The sequence below is a fragment of the Nonomuraea sp. NPDC050227 genome (assembly GCF_044459705.1).
In the GTDB taxonomy this organism is placed as follows: domain Bacteria; phylum Actinomycetota; class Actinomycetes; order Streptosporangiales; family Streptosporangiaceae; genus Nonomuraea.
In genome coordinates this window covers 122442-140193 of the sequence record NZ_JBITJF010000013.1, presented here as the reverse complement: position 1 = coordinate 140193, position 17752 = coordinate 122442, and the positions used below count along the sequence as shown (strand labels likewise).

Below are 17752 nucleotides of genomic sequence, written 5' to 3'. Positions count from 1 at the left end.
CCCGGACATCCGCGGCGGCCCCGGGCACCCGGCGGCTCCGCTAACGTCGGAGGCATGCGGCTTCATGTGGGATGCGCGATGTGGACGCACACACCGTGGAACGGACGTTTCCTGCCCCATCCGCTCCCGCCGGGCGAGCGCCTGCGCGCCTACGCCACCTGGTGCGACGCGGTCGAGGGCAACACCACGTTCTACGCCACCCCCGCCCGCGCCACGGTGGAGTCGTGGGCCCGGCAGCTCGACCCCGACTTCCGCTTCGTGGTCAAGCTGCCCAAGGCCATCACCCACCACCACCGGCTGACCGGCGCCGAGCAGGAGCTGCACGCCTTCCTCGACGCCATCGAGCCGCTCGGGCCGCGCGCGCACGCCCTGTGGGTGCAGTTACCGCCCGGTTTCGGCCCCGCCGACCTCGGCACGCTGGCGGCCTTCCTGCACCGCCTGCCCCGCTCCCACCGCTACGCCGTGGAGGTCCGCCACCGCGCCTTCTTCGACGACGCCCGCCAGGCCGGGCAGCTCGAACGGGTGCTGGCCGCCGCCGGCGCCGAATGGGTGCCGTTCGACACGGTGACGCTGTTCCGCACCCCGCCGACCAGCGACGCCGAACGCGACGCGTGGACGAAGAAGCCGCGCGTGCCGCGCCGCACCCGCGCGCTCACCGGCCATCCGATCGTCCGCTACCTGGGCCGCGACTCCGTCGAGGCCACGGTCGAGGGCTGGCGGGAGTGGGTGGACACGGTCGCCGGATGGCTGCGCGAGGGCCGCTCCCCCACCGTGTTCGTCCACACGCCCGACAACGCCGACGCGCCGATGCTCGCCCGCCGCTTCCACGACGAGGTGCGCGCCCGGGTGCCGGAGCTGCGCCCGCTGCCCGAGCCGATGCCCGCCGAGCCCCCCACGCTGTTCTGACCGCCCGGCAGCGGCGCGGGCGGCCTCACGCGCGCAGCGTGTAGCGGATCGGCAGGTGCTTGATCCCGCCCACGAACGTGGTGGCCACCCAGGCGGGCTCGCCGTCGAACTCCACGCTCTCCAGCCGGGGCAGCAGCTCGGCGAACAGCGCCCGGATCTCCATCCGGGCCAGCGCGGCCCCGAGGCAGAAGTGCACGCCGGAGCCGAAGGCCAGGTGCCGGTTGGGGTCACGGCCGGCGTCGAAGCGGAACGGCTCGGCGAACACCTCCTCGTCCCGGTTGGCCGACGGGTACGACAGCAGCACCGACTCCCCCCGCCTGACCGGCGTGCCGCGTACGGCGGTGTCGGCGGCGGCGGTGCGCATGAACTCCTTCACCGGGCTGACCCACCGGATCATCTCCTCGGCCGCCAGCGGCAGCAGCCCGGGGTCCCGGCGCAGCCGCCGCAGCTCGCCGGGGTGCCGGATGAGCGCCTCCAGGCCCCCGGCGATGGTGGAGCTGGTGGTGTCGTGCCCGGCGGTGGCGATGATGACGTAGTAGGAGGCGGCCTCCAGGTCGCTCAGCGGGCGGCCGTCCACGCGGGCGTTGGCGATCTCCGAGGCGAGGTCGCCGGTGGGCCTGGCCCGGCGCGCGGCGGTCAGCTCGCGGAAGTAGTCCAGCAGGTCGGCCAGCACGGCGGTGTGGTCCTGGGCGGTGCCGCCGCGCCGGTTGTCGCTGTCGTCCTGGCCGAACAGCTCCTGGGTGAGCCGCAGCATGCGCGGGAAGTCCGACTCGGGCAGGCCCAGCAGCGACAGGATGACGTAGAGCGGGTAGTGCACGGCGACCTGCCGGGCGAAGTCGCAGGAGCCGCCGTGGGCGGTCATCCGGTCGACGTAGCGCCGGGCCAGGTCGCGGACGCGTACCTCCAGGGCGCGCATGGCCCTGGGCCGGAACCAGTCGGCGGCGACGGCGCGCACGACGCGGTGCTCGGGGTCGTCCATGTGGACGAGCGTCTTCAGGCCGGTGCCGCGGGCCCGCTGCTCGGCCAGCCGGGCGTCGATCTCCGCGCTCCGCAGCACCGGGCGCGGCGCGCTCAGCCACAGGGCGTTGTTCCGCTCGATCTCCAGCAGGTCGGCGTGCCGGGTGACGGCCCAGAAGGGGTTGTAGCCCGGCACCTCCACGCGGTGCACCGGGGACTCGCGGCGCAGCAGCGCCAGGGCCTCGTGCAGCCGGGTCTCGTCGGCGTACGCGGCGGGCGTGGCGAACACGTGCCCGGCCTCCTCCACGGACATGGTCGCGGTCACGGGCGGGCCCTCCTGTGGATGCGGGGGTGATGCGGCCAGGAGAGCCATTCCCCCGGGGCGTGTGCGCCATTCGGCCCTGCGGCGGCCACCGGCAGGGCAAGATCGGATGGCAGCGTCCCCGCGGTGTCCCCGCGGCGTCCCCGCGCTGTCCCCGCAGTCGAGTCGAGCAGTGGAGTGGAGCGCACATGACGGCTACCGCCGAGTCGTTACGGCAGTCCTCCGGCGGCGTGACCGCCCGCCTGATGGGCGTCGAGGAGGAGTACCTGGTCGTCGATCCGGCCACCCGCGCCGTGGCCCCCGGGGCGGCGGCCGTCGTCGGGCGCGCCGCGGCCGGGCTGGGCGACCGGGTCTGCACGGAGATCACGCAGTTCCAGGTGGAGGCCAAGACGGCGCCCTGCGCGAGCCGGGCCGAGCTGGAGGCGGAGCTGCGGCGGATGCGCGAGGTCGTGGCCGCCGCCGCGCGCGCCGAGGGGCTGGCCGTGGTCGCCTCCGGCACGCCGGTGATCGGCGACGTCGTCCCGCCGCCGATCACCGAGCACCCCCGGTACGGCGTCGGCATCGACAACTACCGCGCCCTGCACGACGAGCAGGCCATCTGCGCCGGTCACGTGCACGTCCACGTGCCCGACCGGGAGCAGGCCGTGCTGGTCTGCAACCACGTGCGCCCGTGGCTGCCGGTGCTGCTCGCCCTCTTGGCCAACTCGCCCTTCTGGGCCGGCCGCGACACCGGTTACGCGGGCTGGCGGGTGCTGGCCTGGGGCAAGTGGCCGGTGGCCGGGCCGCCGCCGTACTTCGGGTCGCTGGAGCACTTCGAGCGCACGGTCGCGGCGCTGACCGACAGCGGCGCGCTGGTCGACCCCGGGACGCTGTTCTGGGACGTGCGCCCGTCGGCCCGGCTGCCCACGGTGGAGGTGCGGGTGGCCGACGTGCCCGCCTCCACGCGCGAGTCGGTGTTCCTGGCGCTGGTGGTGCGGGCGCTGGTCACGACGTCGCTGCACCGGGTGCGGGACGGCGATCCGGGCCCCGAGGTGCCCGCCGAGCTGCTGCGCGTGGCCTACTGGCGGGCCGCCAGGGACGGGCTGGGCGGGTCCGGCGTCGATCCGTTCACGGGGGCGGCGCGGCCGGTCGCCGAGCTGGTGACGCGGCTGCTGGAGCACGTCGGGCCCGCGCTGGCCGCGGCCGGCGACCTGGAGGCGGCCGAGGAGGGGTGGCGGCTGCTGCGCGAGCACGGCGGCGGCGCCGAGCGCCAGCGGGCCGCGCACGCCCGGCGCGGGGCGCTCGCCGACGTGGTCGACGATCTCGTGGCCCGCTTCTCCGCCTACGACTGAAGCCGGCCGGAGCCTCCTACGACTGGAGCCGGCCGGGCCTCCTGCGGCTGAAGCCGGCCGGCTCCTACGGCTGGAGCCGGTCGGCCAGGAACGCGCGCAGCGGCTCGACGTGGCGTACGGGGTCGCGCCAGCGGGCCTGGAGGTCCTCCAGGAGGTGCTGCTCGGCGACCGGCTCGCCGTACCGCCAGGCCCGGACGACGGGATGCAGGAAGGCGCACTCGTCGGCCCGCTCGGGCGTGGGGTGGCGCTGGATGGCGAACACGTCGGCCCGGTCGCGCGGCCCCCAGCGCAGGGTCAGCGTGAGGCACAGCCCGGCGGCGGCGAAGCGCTCGCGGGCGTAGTCCTCCGGCAGGTCCTCGTAGTGCCGCACGACGCCGTCCTGGCCGAGCACGTACGCGTCGGACAGGTACTCGAACTGGGTCCACAGCGCCGAGCTGTGGTTGACCCGGTCGAGCATCGACCCGGTGAGCACGTCGGCGTCGGCGGGCAGCTCGCGCACGGGCAGCGGCCGGCCCTCGTAGCGTTCGAGCAGCAGGGCGGTCAGGGAGCGCAGGTTGTAGCGGAAGCCGTCGATGAACGCCGAGGAGGCCCGTTTGAAGTCGCGGGCCTGCATGAGGGTGCCGGCGAAGTACAGGCCGTCGACGTCGGCCGACTGGAAGTCGGGGCGGATCGCCGGCATCCGGCCGCCGGGGGTCAGCGCGGGCCGGCAGGAGTCGCCGAACAGGCCGGTGTCCATGGTGAAGCCGGTGCAGCGCAGGACGGCGTCGTAGTCGAGCAGCGCCTGCTCGCCGTCGGCCAGCGTGTACGTGATCGCGGCCCTGATCCCGCCGCCCTCGCGCCAGAGGCGGTCGACGGTGCACTCCAGGACGCCGTGCAGGGTCTTGAACCAGTAGCTGTCCAGGAAGGCGCCGTACTGGCCGCGGACGTGGCCGGGGTGCTTGCTCGTCCAGGCCAGGCGGACGGGGCTGGGGCTGGCCAGGTGGATGACCGCGGCGTACGGGAGCAGCGCCTGGGCGGTCTCGAACGCCGAGTTGCCCTTGCCGATGACCAGGACGCGCTGGTCGGCGAAGTCCTCGCCGTTGACGGGGACGTCCTCGTAGCCGGTGGCCAGCTCGATGCCCGGGATGTCAGGGATGTGCGGGCCGCCCCAGCCGGTGGCGACGATCAGGCAGTCGGCGCGGAGGACCTGGTCACCGGTGTGGACGACGAAGCCCGCGCCGTCCTTCTCGACGCGCTCGACGGCCGTCGAGTACCGCACCCGCAGCCCGTGGACGCGCTGGAAGTCGGCCAGGTAGCGGACCAGGTCGTCGGCGTGCGGGAAGTACTCGCGCGAGTAGTTCGGGAACATCAGGTCGGGCTCGTCGTTGAGCAGGGAGTTCCAGTCCCAGCGGAGCTGGATCTCGCGCTCCTTCTCGCCGGTGTGCACCTTGTTCAGCGAGATGAGCCGGCGGTGGCGCGGGTAGCTGCGGAAGAAGCCGCCGGGCGCGTCCTCGCGTTCCAGGGTGACGTAGTCGGCCCCGGCGCGCTGCAGGAAGTAGCTGAGCTGCAGCCCGCCGGGTCCGGCGCCGATGATCACGAACCGGTGGTGTTCCGCGTCCATCAGTCCTGCTGTCCCGCCGCCGGTGGGACGGTCGTGTAGCCGTGCGTCAGGATGCGCTGCGCGGCCAGGTCGTACCCGGCGGGGTCGTCGGGGGCGAAGGTGCCCAGGCCGTCGACGTACCGGTTGAACATGCAGAACGCGGCCGCGATCAGCACGGTGTGGTGCAGTTCCTTGTCGGTGGCCCCCTCCGCCCTGGCCGCGGCCACCAGCTTGTCGGTGACGTCCCTGCCGCTCCGCTGCACGGCGGCGGCGATGGCGAGCAGGGCGCGGAGCTTGGGCGTGACGGGCGCCGTGGCGGGGTCGGCGCGGACCTGGTCCACCAGCGTCATGCCCTCGGGGAGCTGGGCGGCGGCGAAGGCGGCGTGCGAGGCCGTGCAGAACCGGCACTCGTTGAGCCCTGACACGTAGGCCGCGATCAGCTCCCGCTCGCCGCGGCTCAGTGTGCTGTCGCCACGCAGGAGGACCTCGGCCAGCGCGTTCATCGGGGCGGCCGTCTCTGGGCTGAACTGGAAAAGTCCGCGGATTCCGGGTTCATCGGAATCGAGGGCAATATGGGGCACGCAAGCTCCCATCGATGCGGTTTTCTCCTAGTCTGCACACTCTGGCAAATTGCGCAAGATCTCGTTAATCGTGCCTCCTTCTTGTCTCCTGCAACTGACGCGCGTAATGTCACGGACGCCACCTAAACCCCGTTTGTGACTGGCGGTCGTCATGGATGAGCATCCCCACATCACCGTTGCCGGCAACACCTACGACGCCATTGCCAAGGGCGACCTGGAGGACCTTCGCCGGCTGCTCGCCGACGACGTGATCTTCCACGTCCCCGGCCGCGGACCGATGGCCCGCGACTACTCCGGCAAGGAAGCCGTGCTCGGCTACCTGGCCGAGCTGCTGAAGTCCACCACCGGCACGCTGCGCCTGGAGCCGGAGTCCTACCTCGTCGGCGGCGACCAGGTCGCCGCCGTCCTGCGCATCCGCGGTGAGCGCGACGGCCGCTCGCTCGACGACCGCGGCATGCAGTTGTTCCGGATCACCGACGGGAAGATCAGCGAGCGCTGGAGCTTCCCGCTCGACCCCTATTCGGTGGACGAGTTCTTCGGCTGATCAGGCCCGCCGGACGGGGCCGCTCAGCCGGCCTCGTCCAGCGCCTCGTCGTTCCACACCTTCACGTATCCGCTGGTCAGACGGGCCCTGTCGGCATAGTGACCGGGGTCGTCGGTGGCCAGCGTGGCCAGGCCGTCCACGTACCGGTTGTACATGCAGAAGGCCGCCGCGATCAGCACCGTGTCGTGGATCTCCAGGTCCGTGGCGCCCTCGGCCCTGGCCGCGCGCACGTGCTCGTCGGTGACCTCCCGTCCGCCGCGCTGCACCGCCCCGGCGATGCCGAGCAGGGCCTTGAGCTTGCCGGAGAGAGGGGCCGCCGCCGGGTCGGCGCAGGTCTCGTCGACCAGCGTCATGCCGTCCGGCACGCGGACGGCCGCGAAGGCCGCGTGGGTGTGGAAGCAGAACCGGCACCGGTTGAGCGACGACACGTACGCCGCGATCAGCTCGCGCTCGCCCCGGGTCAGCGGACTGTCCCCGCACAGCAGCACCTCGGAGAGCAGGGTCAGCGGTTCGGCCGCCTCGGGACGGTAACGGAACAACCCCCGAATCCCCGGCTCGTCGGACACCAGCTGGATATGCGGACGCGTCCCGCCCGCGTGATTAACGAATTCACGCCGCCCAGCGTCGTGCGAGACGGAACGTAATGCTGAATTTCCCATTCGGTCCTCCAACGTCCGTTTGCCTGCCTATGGGTTCCAGTGTGCGGGTTCGTCGCGCGCAGATTCCGCCGCGGAACGACCAGGAAGTTGCGTGCCGGTGACCACTTGATGCCAGCGGCGCCGCTGGAACCATCCGCCCGGAATCGGGTTCGGGTGCCGTCCGGCGCGCCGACACGACCCCCGACCAGCGATAACGCATTGTGACGATATCCTGGCGAGCAGTAGCTGAGGCGCACAACCGGGGGCGGAGCATGAAGATCGGCATCATCGGCGCGGGGAACATCGGCGGTACGCTCACCCGGCGCCTGACCGAGCTGGGGCACGAGGTGGCGGTGGCCAACTCCCGGGGCCCCCAGACGCTCACCGGCCTGGCCACCGAGACCGGCGCGACCCCGGTGACCGTCGAGGAGGCGCCCCAGGGAGCCGACCTGGTCGTGGTCACGATCCCCCAGGGCAAGGTGCCCGAGCTGCCCGACGACCTGTTCGACGACGTCACCGGCGGCCTGACCGTCGTGGACACCGGCAACTACTACCCCCAGCGCGACGGCCGGATCGACGAGATCGAGGCCGGGATGCCGGAGAGCCGGTGGGTCGAGCAGCAGCTCGGCCATCCGGTGGTGAAGGCGTTCAACAACATCTTCGCCGACCACCTCGCCCACGGCGGCCGCCCCTCCGGCACCCCCGGGCGCATCGCCCTGCCCGTGGCCGCCGACGACGAGCGCGGCAAGAAGATCGTGATGGGCCTGGTGGACGCGCTCGGCTTCGACCCCGTGGACGCCGGCGGGCTCGACGAGTCGTGGCGGCAGCAGCCCGGCAGCCCCGTCTACACCACCGACAAGGACGCCGAGGGCGTCAGGGAGGCCCTGGCCCAGGCCCGCCAGGAACGTACACCGGAGTGGCGCGCCTGACCCGACCAGGACGCCTACCCCCGCCCGGGACGCCTGCCCCCCGCCCGGCGCTGCCCAGGCCCGGTCGGCGCTGCTCAGGCTCGGCCGGTGCTGCTCAGGCTGGGCCGGTGCGCAGGAGCAGCATGGCGATGTCGTCGGCGCGGTGCTCGACGGCCGCCGCGGCCGCGATCATGTCCTCGGCCACGTCGGTGAGCGGCTGGTCCGGCGCGGGTGCGAACCCGGCGGCCAGGTCGCCGATGGCCTCGCCGAGGTCGTGCCCTGGGACCTCGATGAGCCCGTCGGTGTAGAGGGCCAGCACCGAGCCGGGCGGCAGGGCGAGCTGGGTGGTGGCGTACTCGGTGCCGGGTTCGATGCCGAGCAGCAGCCCGGGGGCGGACTCCACCACCTGGGCGGGCTCGCCGGGCCGGCGCAGCAGCGCCGGCAGGTGGCCCGCGCTGGCCACGCACGCCATGCTCCGCCCCAGGTCGACGCTGATGTACAGGCAGCTCGTGAACCGGTCCGGGGCCAGCTCGTTGAGCAGGCGGTTGGTGTGCGCGAGCACCTCGCCGGGGTTGGCGCCCGCGCTCGCGTGGGCGTGGATGGCCGTACGCACCTGGCCCATCAGCGCGGCGGCGGTGACGTCGTGCCCCTGGACGTCGCCGATGACCGCGGCGGCCACCTTCTCCTCCAGCCGGATCAGGTCGTAGAAGTCGCCGCCGATGTCCATGCCGGGCGTGGCGGGCAGGTAGCGGGCGACCACCTCCAGCCCGGGGATGCCGGGCAGGGTGCGCGGCAGCAGACTCGACTGCAGCGACTGCGCGAACTGGTGCTTGACGTCGTAGAGGCGGGCGCGCTCGAACGCCTGGGCGATGAGCCCGCTCAGGGCCGTCAGGCTGGCCCGCTCGTCGGTGGTGAAGCGGTGAGGACGGTCGTAGGCCAGGATGCACATGCCGGCCGTCCGCCCGCCGGCCGTCAGCGGCAGGAACGCCCACGCCGACATGTCGTCCGACCTGATCGCCTCCGGGTACGTCGCGCGCAGCTCGGCCCAGGTGCCGAAGAAGGCCGGTGCGCCGGCGGCCAGCGGGTGGCCGGGCGACAGGTGCAGAAGGGGCTGGCCGTCGTACTCCTCGATCGCCTTCTCGCTGTACCCGCGCGAGGCGGCCACCTGCATGCGCCCGCCCCTGGAGGTGAGGATGGCCAGGGCCTGCACGTGGTAGGCGGGCATCACGTGGTCGGCGACCAGGTTGATCACCTCCTGGGCGGTGACGGCCCGCGCCAGGGTGGTGGCCAGGTGCAGCATCTCGTGCAGCGCGACCAGACGCGGCGGCCGGTCTGCGGCGACGAGCTGGTCGGGCATGACCGGACGCGGGTCGCGGGCCATCGTGCTCGGCGTGACCCGCATGGTGACGCCGGCCAGGCCCGGATAGAGGTGGAAGGCCAGCCACTGGCCGCCCGGGTTGCGGGTGGTGAAGTAGGTGACCTCCTGGCTGACCACGGCGGCGCGGTAGCGGTCCTCGTAGGCGGGCTCGCCCAGCCAGGGCAGGGCGTCCCAGGGGCGCTTGCCGGTCAGCTCGCCCGCCTCGGCCTGCAGGAGCTCCTCGGCGGGGGCGGTGACCAGGGTGAGCCGCCCCTCGACGTCGAGCATGCAGTAGCCCTCGGGCAGCCGGTTGAGGCAGGTCAGCAGGTCCTCGCCGCCGGGCGGCTCCCTGGTCAGCACGCGCGGCTGGTGCCCCGGCGGCACCGGCCGGTTCCCCCTCGGGACGATCTCCGCCAGGTCGGCGCACGTGGCGGTCAGGACGTCGAGCTGGTGCCGGGTGGGACGGCGGGCCGGGGCGGGCGGCCAGAGCAGCATCATGGCCCCGCGCACCTCGCCGTCGCGGTCGACCAGGGGCGCGACGGCCAGCGCGAACCCGTACGGGAAGGCGAGCGCCACGAGCGGGAACTCGCGGGCCATGGCCTCCCGGTCGGGCACCCACACCAGCCGCCGCTGCCGCACCGCCATCGCGACCGGCGACTGGTCGGTGGACCTGATCAGGACCCACGAGCGCGAGAAGGGCTCGGGGAGCCCCGACTCGGCGTCCATCATCAGCACGCGCCCGTCTTCGGCCAGCACGAAGAGCACGCACACGTGCGCCTGCGTGCTGGTGGCCGCGCCGAGCAGCAGCCTGTCGACGTGCGCATCGCCCGCCGAGCCACCGTCGTGCGCCTGCGCGCCGTCGTGCGCCTGCGCGCCGTTGTGGGCCGGGCCGCCGTTGCCGGCCGGCGGGCCGGGAGGTGGTGGCGGGTTGTGGGGGACATCTCCCATGAAATCAGGCTATGCAAGCTCCCCGTACGGGAATATGCACGGTCCGTAATGGATGGGCAAAGTGTTCCAAGGCTCCGTCAGGCGAGCGGCCCGAGGTACGTGCCACCGGAGACGTCGATGGTCTGCCCGGTCACCCACCGGCCCGCCGGACCGGCCAGGAAGCCGACCACGTCGGCGACGTCCTCGGGCTCCCCGAGCCGGCCGAGCGCGGTGATGGACTCCAGCGCGGCCACCACCTCGGGGATCGAGGTGTAGCCCGCGGTCATGTCGGTCCGTACGGCGCCGGGCGCGACCGTGTTCACGGTGATGCCGCGCCGTCCCAGCTCGTTGGCGAGCGTCGGGGCCATCGCCTCCAGCGCCGCCTTGCTGATCGTGTAGCCGATCTGCGTGGTGACGGCGAACCGGCTGGCCGTCGAGCCCATGTTGATGATGCGGCCGCCGTCGTTCAGCAGCGGCAGCGCACGCTGGATCACGAAGAACGGAGTGGTGACGTTGACCGTCATCACCCGCTCGAACTCCGCCGGGGTCAGGTGCGCGATCGGGACGGTCGAGGCGATGCCGGCGTTGTTGACCAGGATGTCCAGGCCACGCCCGGCCAACCCGTCGGCCAGCCCCTCGAACAACCGCTCCACCGCCCCCTCGACGCCCCTGCCCTCTTGCGCACCCTCCGCACCGATGACGTCCGCTCCACCATGTACGCCTTCCGCGCCCTCCGCGTCCTTGACGCTCTGCTGGGGCTTCGCGCCGAAGCGGGCCTGCACGGCGAACGCCCGGCCGCCGCGCTCCTCGATCAGGGCGACGGTCTGCTTGGCCGCCTCGTCGTCGCCGCCGTAATGGACGGCCACCAGCGCGCCCTCGGCGGCCAGCCGCAGCGACACCGCCCGGCCGATGCCCCGGGAACCGCCCGTCACCAGCGCCGTCTTGCCGGTCAGCATGCCCATTGTCCGCTCCCCACGTGTGTGGCCTGTGCTCCGCGGTCGCGGAGACAGGTCAACAGTGGCGGGGCCGGCTCACCGCGTCCTCACCGGCGGCTCACCGCTCATCAGGACGGCTCACCACCCGTCCGACAGCAGAGACGGACGGGCGGATCACCGTGGCTAGCTGGCCGCGGGTGAGGAGTCGCCGCCCTGCCAGGGACGCAGGCGGGTGGCGAGGGGCAGACGCATACGCAGCCGCAGCCTGCTGCCCCCTTGCGGATGGTCGATGCCCACCTCGTCGCACAGACGATGGATCAGCCACAGGCCGAGGCGCCGCGCCGAGGGCGAGGGACGCGTGAGCCGGGCGTCGGCCAGATGCTCGGCCCGCAGGCGTCCGGCCGTGTCGCAGACATCGACCGTGAGGACGGCGGCGTCGGTGTAGGCCGTCACCGTGCCGCGACCGCCACCGTGCTCCAGGACGTTCGCGGCGGCCTCGTTGACGGCGAGCACCAGGTGGTCGAGCCGCGCGCCGGACAGCCCCGCGTGGGTGGCGTAGACGCGCACCAGATCGCGGGTGAGCGCGAGATTGTTAATGATGGTGCACCGCAGGTGGAAGGGTGCTTGCATGGCTTGCCCCTACCGTGTACGGGGGTTACGGCGGCGTAAAGCGCTCGATCGAGGGCAGAGAGTAAGGCGACCGAGTAAACGAGCCGAGCCGGGCGCGCCACGGGCGCACCTGTCCGGTTCACCGGCGGCCGAAGCCGTGGTGACCTGGACGATGCCTGGCGGAAAGGGTTGATCGCCCGACATCTGCTTCTCCTTCTGCCCGATGTGCCGACGCTGTATGGACGCGCGGCGCGCCGGGCCCTCTTGTTTTCGGCGATCTGTCAGGGGCGCCCGCACCTTCCCTCGATAGGGAACGTGGCGCGGCTCGGCTCTGCCCTAGACGACCGCATTGGTGTGATTTCAATGACCGACCAGACCGGCGACCCTGCCGATGTGCTGCCCATGGTGCACCCCTTCGGCCTGCGCGTACGCGGCGAGATCGACCACCATGGACGGCCCGCACTGGCCCGAGCGCTGGCGTGGGCGTTACGCATCGGCGAGACCGACGTCCATCTGGACCTGTCCGAGCTTACCTTCATCGACGCCGGCGGGCTGCGGCTGATCATCAGCACGGCCACCGACCTGCCGCCTCCGCGCAGGCTGGTGCTCCAGAACGCCTCGCCGACGGTGCGCGAGCTGCTGGAACTGCTCGGCTGGCGGCTGGGGCCGGAGGATCAGCTGTACCAGGTGATCAACGCGTCACATCCCCCTGGCCCGGACCCGGCCCCCTCCCCACCGTCCTGACCTGACACCCAGGCCGCTTCGGGGCCCCTGCCCGTCACCGCCCGCCCGGGCCCCGCAGGCCCCCGCCCCGCCCGGCCTCGCCCCCCCAGGGGCCCGGGCCCGACTCCACTACCGGCCCCTTCCAACCCCCCTGCCGGCCCCTCCCGGCCATGCTGCCGATCCCTCCTGACCCCGCTGTCGGCCTCTCCCGACCGCGCTGCCGATCCCTCCCGACCGCGCTGCCGGCCCCTCCCGGCCATGCTGCTGGTCCTTCCTGATCCCGCTGCCGGCCGCTCTCGACCCGCTGCCGGTCCCTCCCGGTCCCTCCCGATCCCGCTGTCGGCCCGGCGCGCCGTGCTGTGACCCTTCACCGGCACATCCGGCCTGGGCGTCCGCCGCGATTCCCGCCGCCCCGAAGGGCCGTCGTCGGGCTCCTGGCCTGAAGCCCTCGCCGCGCCCCTGGCCCGGCTGACCCGTACTGGGACCGGACCCGCGCATGTCGTTGCCGAGCGGCCGTGGCCGCCGCCCTCACCGTCCCTCGGCGGGTCAGGACGGCCAGCCGCGCGGCTTGGCCCAGCTCGCGGTCTCGGCCGGACCTTCGTCCGAAGGGAACAGGCGCGACAGACGGGTGATGTCCAGCAGGCGGGCCAGCGGCCCGTGCACCCCGACCAGCCGGACGCTGCCGCCGCGCCGCTCGGCCTGCCGCTGGCCGACGATGAGGGCCCAGAGGCCGCACGAGTCGCAGAAGGCCAGGTCGGTGACATCGATCACGACCTTCGGACGCTCCGCCTCCAGGAGTTCCGCGAGCGTACGGGCCAGCGGCATGCGGGTCACGCGGTCGAGGTCGCCGTCGAGATGCACCACATGGCAGCCCGGCAGACGTTGGACGTTGATCGCTAACTCTGTCATGAGGGGATCCAGAGCTCAGCGCCACCGCTGTCCGCAACCGGCACATCGGCGGCGACATCGAACATCGCCCGTCCCTACCCCTCAGCGGCAGCCTTGCTCCTCCACGCGTACCCAGGTAAGCACGATGTGGCTCAGCCGCCACAGCTTGGGTGGCCGCCTTTCAGCCTGCCGCCTCACGTCGTGCGCCTCCCGACATCTTCGCCGCGTCCTCACCCCGCCCGCGCCGCGCCGACTCATTCGGTACGTGGAACCGCCCGTCCCGGCCGTCTTGGACATATAGTAAGTTGGGTGACTGACTCAACGAGGACACGGGCCCGGGGGGCCGACAAGCGGCGCAGGCTGATGGCCGCCGCCGCCCGCGTCCTGCACGAGCAGGGCGTCGAGCGGACGACCATCGCCGACATCGCCGAGGCCGCCGGCGTGCCCGTGGGAAACGTGTACTACTACTTCAAGACCAAGGACGAACTGGTCCTGGCCGCACTGTCCGAGCACGCCGGGCACCTGGCCGAGCTCACCTCCGAACTAGACCGGCTCCCCGACCCGCGCGCCCGCCTCAAGGCCATGGTGGACGCCTGGGTGAGCCAGCGGGACATCGCCGCCCGGTACGGCTGCCCCACCGGCACGCTCGCCTCCGAGCTGGACAAACGTGCGGAGGGCGGCCTCGACGTCGAGGCGGGCCGGGTCATACGGCTGCTCCTCGACTGGTCGGAGCGCCAGTTCCGCGACCTCGGCCAGCCGGACGCCGACGATCTCGCGCTCACCTTCGTCGGGGCGTACCAGGGGATGTCGCTGCTGGCGAACGCCTTGCGCGACCCCGAGATCATGACCCGCCAGGGCACCCGCCTGACCCACTGGCTCGACTCCCTCCCCACGAACCCCCCTCACCCCACAAACTGACCTCCCCTCCTCCCACCACGAAGACCCCTGCCGTCCAGACCACCACCTGGACGGCCCAACTTCCTCCCTCAAGCCCCCTGCCGCCCCGGGAAGCTGCACCGCAATGCCCCGAACCGCACACAACCCTCCATCCCAGGTCCGCCCCTCTGCCCTCCGATCACGCATAAGCCCCCGCCCGAGGCCGCCCCTGTCCCTTACGGCCAAGCACGGCTTCCCGCCCCAACCCCGCCTCTCATCCCCTCCGCCCCACGTTCGCCCGCCATCCGACCGGGAAACGGTCTCCCGCTCCTCCATCTGGCCTCGTATGGCTCCCTGCCAAAGCCCGCGCCCTCCCCACGCGAGGCACCGTGCGGTGGCCCGGCAAAGAGGGGGGCTGGTGCGGCGTGTCGGGGCGGTACGCGGGGCGCGGGACGCTGATCCTTGCTGAAGGCGGGGCAAAGAGGGTGGTCATGGACTTCGCGCGGATCGTGGAGGCGATCGGCCAGGCTGTCGATCTCGCAGGCGTGGCGATCATCGTGCTGGGCGCGCTGACGGCCACCGTGTCCTTCGTGCTGCGGCTACGCGAAAGAGAGGCCCCGCACGGCGTCTACCGCGCCTACCGCCAGGGCCTCGGACGGGCGATCCTGCTCGGGCTGGAATTCCTGGTGGCCGGGGACATCATCCGTACGGTGGCGGTGGCTCCGACGTTCGTGAGCGTCGGCGTGCTCGCGCTCATCGTGCTCGTACGGACCTTCCTCAGCTTCTCGCTGGAGGTCGAGCTGGAGAACCGTTTGCCCTGGCAGCCACGGCGCAGCACCGACACCCCCAGCTGAACCCGCCCGACCCGCCCGAACGCGACCACCCACCCGAACGCAGCGAATCCCACGAAGTGGACCACATCGCTCGAAATCGCACGCTGCGAAGGAAGCGCCCGATTCGGAGCGACGCAGCCATCCGCTTCAAGGCGTCCGGCCGCCCGAGGAGGCGAGGTCGCCTCGGGCGGCCGGACCGCCGGGGTCATCTGAAGATGCAGGGCCGCCCATTGCGATCCACCCCGCTGGACTCATTGAGGTTCACCGCCGAACCGCGCGGCACGGTCGCCCCCGCCCCCGGGCTGCTGAACAACACGGTCCCGCGAACGTCGACGCAGTTGTTGTCGAACGTGACCCCGCCGACCGTGAGGCCCGCCCCGGTGATGGAGTTCCGCGCGCTGCCGTCGTCGAAGCCCTGCACGTTGGGCACGGTGGTGAGGTTGCACTGCACCCGGAACAGCTCCCACGACCGCACCTGGGTCGCGTCGCTGTGCACCACGTCGGTGGTGCGGTTGCCGCCGCCCACGGCGGTCAGGAAGTGGCCGTCGACCGTCTGGATCGCGAAGCCGTCGCCGCCCTGGCGGACCAGCGCGAACTTCTCCCACGCCTGCAGGAGCGTGGCGTTGGAGTGGATGACGTCGGTCTGCAGGCCGCCGCCGTTCACGGCGGTCAGGTAGTTGCCGGTCAGCGTCCTGATGCCGACGTGCACGCCGTCGCCGGCGTCCACGAGGGTGAAGCGTTCCCACGAGCGGGCCACGGTCGCGTCACTGTGGATCACATCGGTCGTACGGCCCCCGCCGCCCACCGCGGTCAGGTAGTTCCCGGTGTTGACCGTCTGGAACGTACAGGTGGTCGGGGTGGCGAAGGGCAGCGCCGCCCACGCGGGCCCGCTCAGCCCCACCATCCCCGCGGCGGCCAGCGCCAGCCCCGCCACCGTGCCGAACGCGCGTGTCAGGTTCATGCGTCTCTCCCTGCTCCCGGCTCCTCGGTCGGAGCCCTCGCCCTGAGGGCGTTCCAGACCGTGCCGCCCCCGTTCCACCGGCATGCGGGGCGGGAGCCCTTCCACCGGCATCGGGGACGGGGGCGGCGCTGGAGCGGGAGTGACGCCTACTTCCGGCAGACCCGGGCGTCCCGGATGTCGACCGGCAGGACGGGCTTGCCGTCCACGGGCGGCGTGGGCCCGTCGGGCTCCGGCTGGATACCGCCCGCGGCGATCCGGTCGAGCGCGTCGAGCCCGGCGGCGTCGACCGTGCCGAAGACCGTGTAGTTGGGCGCCAGGCCCGAGTCGCCGTAGACCAGGAAGAACTGGCTGCCGTTGGTGTCGGGCCCGGCGTTGGCCATGGCCAGCACGCCCCGCGCGTACGTCTTGCGCACTCCGGTCGGGTCGCCGGGCCACGGCGGCAGGTCGGTGGGCAGTTCGTCCTTGTACCGGTAGCCGGGCCCGCCCTCGCCGGTGAAGCTGGGGTCGCCGCACTGCAGCACCTTCAGCCGGTCGTACGCGGTGAGCCGGTGGCAGGAGGTGACGTCGTAGAAACGATGACGGATCAGGTGCACGAAGCTCTGCACGGTGCACGGCGCCTTGGCCGGGTCGAGGGTGAGCCCGATGTCGCCGTGGTTGGTCCTGAGCACCGCCGAGACCGGACGGGTGGGCGTGTGGCGCGGGTCCGGCGGCAGCGGAACCTTGCGCACGGCCGGGTCGTCGGGGGTCTCGGTGTACGCGCACGGCCCCTTGGTCGTCCGCGGCGGCCGCTCCAGGACCGTCGCGGAGGCCGGCATCGCGGCGGCCGCGACCAGCGCGCCCGTCGTGACTGCGGATAACGCGGCGCGGGCCGCGAGTCGTACCAACGCTCTGCCGGACATCGTGTCCTCCACTGCGTGATGATCGCCGGGCTTCCTGTGGTCTAGTCGATCTGACCCGCCCAGTCAATACCGTGGCCGCACGAGGTCGGCGCCCCCTTGTGCGACTTCCGCGGCAGCCTGAGTCCGCCCCTGGTCGGCGCGCTGGGGCCGGGCCGAGGTCGGCGTGACAGCTGCCCCTCACCACCACCCCTTCGCCCTTCGCCCTTCGCCCTTCGCCCTCCTTTGCTCGGCCGGGCGCGGCTACGCTTTGGCCTGCGGCCACATGATCTTTGGTTGTCAGCACACCGTTCGATGATCGCGGTGGCCGCACGCGCCTCTGCCCTTGCCCACCGGAACACCGTTGCAGGAGGACGCCAAGTGCGCTGGCTCGACGTGCGCCGACACAGCTTGACCAAGAAGGGCGCGGCACGTGGCCGTGGGTCACACCTGTCGGGTGACGGCATCGCCCTCGCCCGCTTCATCGGCTCCGGAGTCGGTCCCTACGAGCGCGTGGTCACCAGTTCGTCTCCTCGGGCCGTCGAGACCGCTGTCGCGATGGGTTTCGCCGTCGACGACACCATGGAGATGCCGTCGGGTTATGTGCCGGGAGAGATCGCTCGGCACGCGCAATGGGGCTGGACCGAGCCCTACCGGCGGCTCGCGGAGATCATCCGGGAGGGCCGGGAGGCGGCGACCGTGGCCGAGACTCACCGAGCGATCTGGGTGGACACGGTCCGCGACGTCGCGGAGGGCTGCTCGGCGCTCCTGGTCGGGCATGGAGGGGCGATCGAGCTGGCGTTGGCGGCGTGCTTTCCGGACGCTGCACACGACTCCTGGGGGACGCCGTTCGCGCACTGCGACGGTGCGCGCCTCGGCTTCGACGACGGTCGGTTCGTGAGCATCGAGTTCCACCGGGCGCCGCAGAACCCCGTCCGGACGAGTTGAAGATCGCCGGCTGCGGCTGGCGTACTGGCCCAGCAGGACTCGGTCCTTCCCTTC

At 72.5% G+C, this 17752-nt stretch carries 18 protein-coding genes; 8 read left to right on the top strand and 10 right to left on the bottom strand.

From position 1 onward, the window contains the following. Window positions 1-54 precede the first annotated feature (54 nt). A complete protein-coding gene (locus tag ACIBK9_RS40405; RefSeq protein ID WP_358293310.1) occupies window positions 55-906 on the top strand; it encodes a DUF72 domain-containing protein in 852 nt (283 codons plus the stop codon). Window positions 907-931: 25 nt separating this feature from the next. On the opposite strand, the gene ACIBK9_RS40400 is transcribed toward ACIBK9_RS40405, so the two are convergent. After that, the gene (locus tag ACIBK9_RS40400) at window positions 932-2188 is read right to left on the bottom strand and encodes a cytochrome P450 (RefSeq protein WP_397164152.1); all 1257 of its coding nucleotides are present in this window, start codon (window positions 2186-2188) and stop codon (window positions 932-934) included. Window positions 2189-2373: 185 nt separating this feature from the next. Between ACIBK9_RS40400 and ACIBK9_RS40395 the strand changes: the two genes are divergently transcribed. Next, window positions 2374-3516 carry a glutamate--cysteine ligase gene (locus ACIBK9_RS40395; protein ID WP_397164151.1) on the top strand — a complete coding sequence of 381 codons (1143 nt, stop codon included), beginning with the start codon at window positions 2374-2376 and terminating at the stop codon, window positions 3514-3516. Between the two features lie 64 nt (window positions 3517-3580). Here the strand turns inward: ACIBK9_RS40395 and ACIBK9_RS40390 are convergent, their stop codons facing one another. Next, window positions 3581-5116, bottom strand: coding sequence for an NAD(P)-binding domain-containing protein (locus tag ACIBK9_RS40390; RefSeq protein WP_397164150.1), 1536 nt, complete (start codon window positions 5114-5116; stop codon window positions 3581-3583). Then, entirely contained in the window at window positions 5116-5688 is a 573-nt protein-coding gene (locus ACIBK9_RS40385; RefSeq protein WP_387669993.1) for a carboxymuconolactone decarboxylase family protein, read from the bottom strand. Before ACIBK9_RS40385 ends, ACIBK9_RS40390 begins: the two co-directional genes overlap by 1 nt. A 139-nt stretch (window positions 5689-5827) precedes the next feature. Here ACIBK9_RS40385 and ACIBK9_RS40380 point away from each other — a divergent pair, with 139 nt between their 5' ends. Then, window positions 5828-6220 carry a nuclear transport factor 2 family protein gene (locus ACIBK9_RS40380; RefSeq protein WP_352330337.1) on the top strand — a complete coding sequence of 131 codons (393 nt, stop codon included), beginning with the start codon at window positions 5828-5830 and terminating at the stop codon, window positions 6218-6220. Between the two features lie 23 nt (window positions 6221-6243). Here ACIBK9_RS40380 and ACIBK9_RS40375 read toward each other — a convergent pair whose 3' ends face one another. Then, window positions 6244-6759, bottom strand: coding sequence for a carboxymuconolactone decarboxylase family protein (locus ACIBK9_RS40375; RefSeq protein WP_358293316.1), 516 nt, complete (start codon window positions 6757-6759; stop codon window positions 6244-6246). Between the two features lie 320 nt (window positions 6760-7079). Here ACIBK9_RS40375 and ACIBK9_RS40370 point away from each other — a divergent pair, with 320 nt between their 5' ends. Next, window positions 7080-7787: an NADPH-dependent F420 reductase gene (locus ACIBK9_RS40370; RefSeq protein ID WP_397164148.1), complete on the top strand. Its 708-nt coding sequence runs from the start codon at window positions 7080-7082 to the stop codon at window positions 7785-7787. Window positions 7788-7881: 94 nt separating this feature from the next. Here the strand turns inward: ACIBK9_RS40370 and ACIBK9_RS40365 are convergent, their stop codons facing one another. The 3 genes from ACIBK9_RS40365 to ACIBK9_RS40355 all read right to left on the bottom strand — a co-directional run bounded on the left by ACIBK9_RS40365 (window position 7882) and on the right by ACIBK9_RS40355 (window position 11615). After that, window positions 7882-10071, bottom strand: coding sequence for a SpoIIE family protein phosphatase (locus ACIBK9_RS40365; protein WP_397164146.1), 2190 nt, complete (start codon window positions 10069-10071; stop codon window positions 7882-7884). Window positions 10072-10148: 77 nt separating this feature from the next. Next, window positions 10149-11012 (bottom strand): SDR family NAD(P)-dependent oxidoreductase, encoded by an 864-nt coding sequence (locus ACIBK9_RS40360; protein ID WP_397164145.1) that lies wholly within the window; start codon window positions 11010-11012, stop codon window positions 10149-10151. Between the two features lie 156 nt (window positions 11013-11168). Next, the gene (locus ACIBK9_RS40355) at window positions 11169-11615 is read right to left on the bottom strand and encodes an ATP-binding protein (RefSeq protein WP_397164143.1); all 447 of its coding nucleotides are present in this window, start codon (window positions 11613-11615) and stop codon (window positions 11169-11171) included. Window positions 11616-11957: 342 nt separating this feature from the next. Here ACIBK9_RS40355 and ACIBK9_RS40350 point away from each other — a divergent pair, with 342 nt between their 5' ends. Further along, complete coding sequence (locus ACIBK9_RS40350; protein WP_397164141.1) at window positions 11958-12338, top strand: STAS domain-containing protein; 381 nt, start codon at window positions 11958-11960, stop codon at window positions 12336-12338. 525 nt (window positions 12339-12863) lie between these two features. On the opposite strand, the gene ACIBK9_RS40345 is transcribed toward ACIBK9_RS40350, so the two are convergent. Beyond that, on the bottom strand, window positions 12864-13226 hold the full coding sequence (locus tag ACIBK9_RS40345) for an STAS domain-containing protein (protein ID WP_364334100.1): 363 nt from the start codon (window positions 13224-13226) through the stop codon (window positions 12864-12866). A gap of 288 nt (window positions 13227-13514) precedes the next feature. On the opposite strand from ACIBK9_RS40345, the gene ACIBK9_RS40340 reads away from it, so the two are divergent. Further along, window positions 13515-14123, top strand: coding sequence for a TetR/AcrR family transcriptional regulator (locus ACIBK9_RS40340; protein ID WP_397164139.1), 609 nt, complete (start codon window positions 13515-13517; stop codon window positions 14121-14123). Between the two features lie 449 nt (window positions 14124-14572). Then, window positions 14573-14935: a DUF1622 domain-containing protein gene (locus tag ACIBK9_RS40335; protein WP_397164137.1), complete on the top strand. Its 363-nt coding sequence runs from the start codon at window positions 14573-14575 to the stop codon at window positions 14933-14935. Window positions 14936-15119: 184 nt separating this feature from the next. On the opposite strand, the gene ACIBK9_RS40330 is transcribed toward ACIBK9_RS40335, so the two are convergent. Further along, on the bottom strand, window positions 15120-15875 hold the full coding sequence (locus ACIBK9_RS40330) for a PASTA domain-containing protein (RefSeq protein WP_397164135.1): 756 nt from the start codon (window positions 15873-15875) through the stop codon (window positions 15120-15122). Window positions 15876-16021: 146 nt separating this feature from the next. Then, window positions 16022-16774: a peptidylprolyl isomerase gene (locus tag ACIBK9_RS40325; RefSeq protein WP_397164134.1), complete on the bottom strand. Its 753-nt coding sequence runs from the start codon at window positions 16772-16774 to the stop codon at window positions 16022-16024. A gap of 357 nt (window positions 16775-17131) precedes the next feature. On the opposite strand from ACIBK9_RS40325, the gene ACIBK9_RS40320 reads away from it, so the two are divergent. After that, window positions 17132-17698 carry a histidine phosphatase family protein gene (locus ACIBK9_RS40320; protein WP_397164132.1) on the top strand — a complete coding sequence of 189 codons (567 nt, stop codon included), beginning with the start codon at window positions 17132-17134 and terminating at the stop codon, window positions 17696-17698. The last annotated feature ends 54 nt before the right edge of the window (window positions 17699-17752 follow it).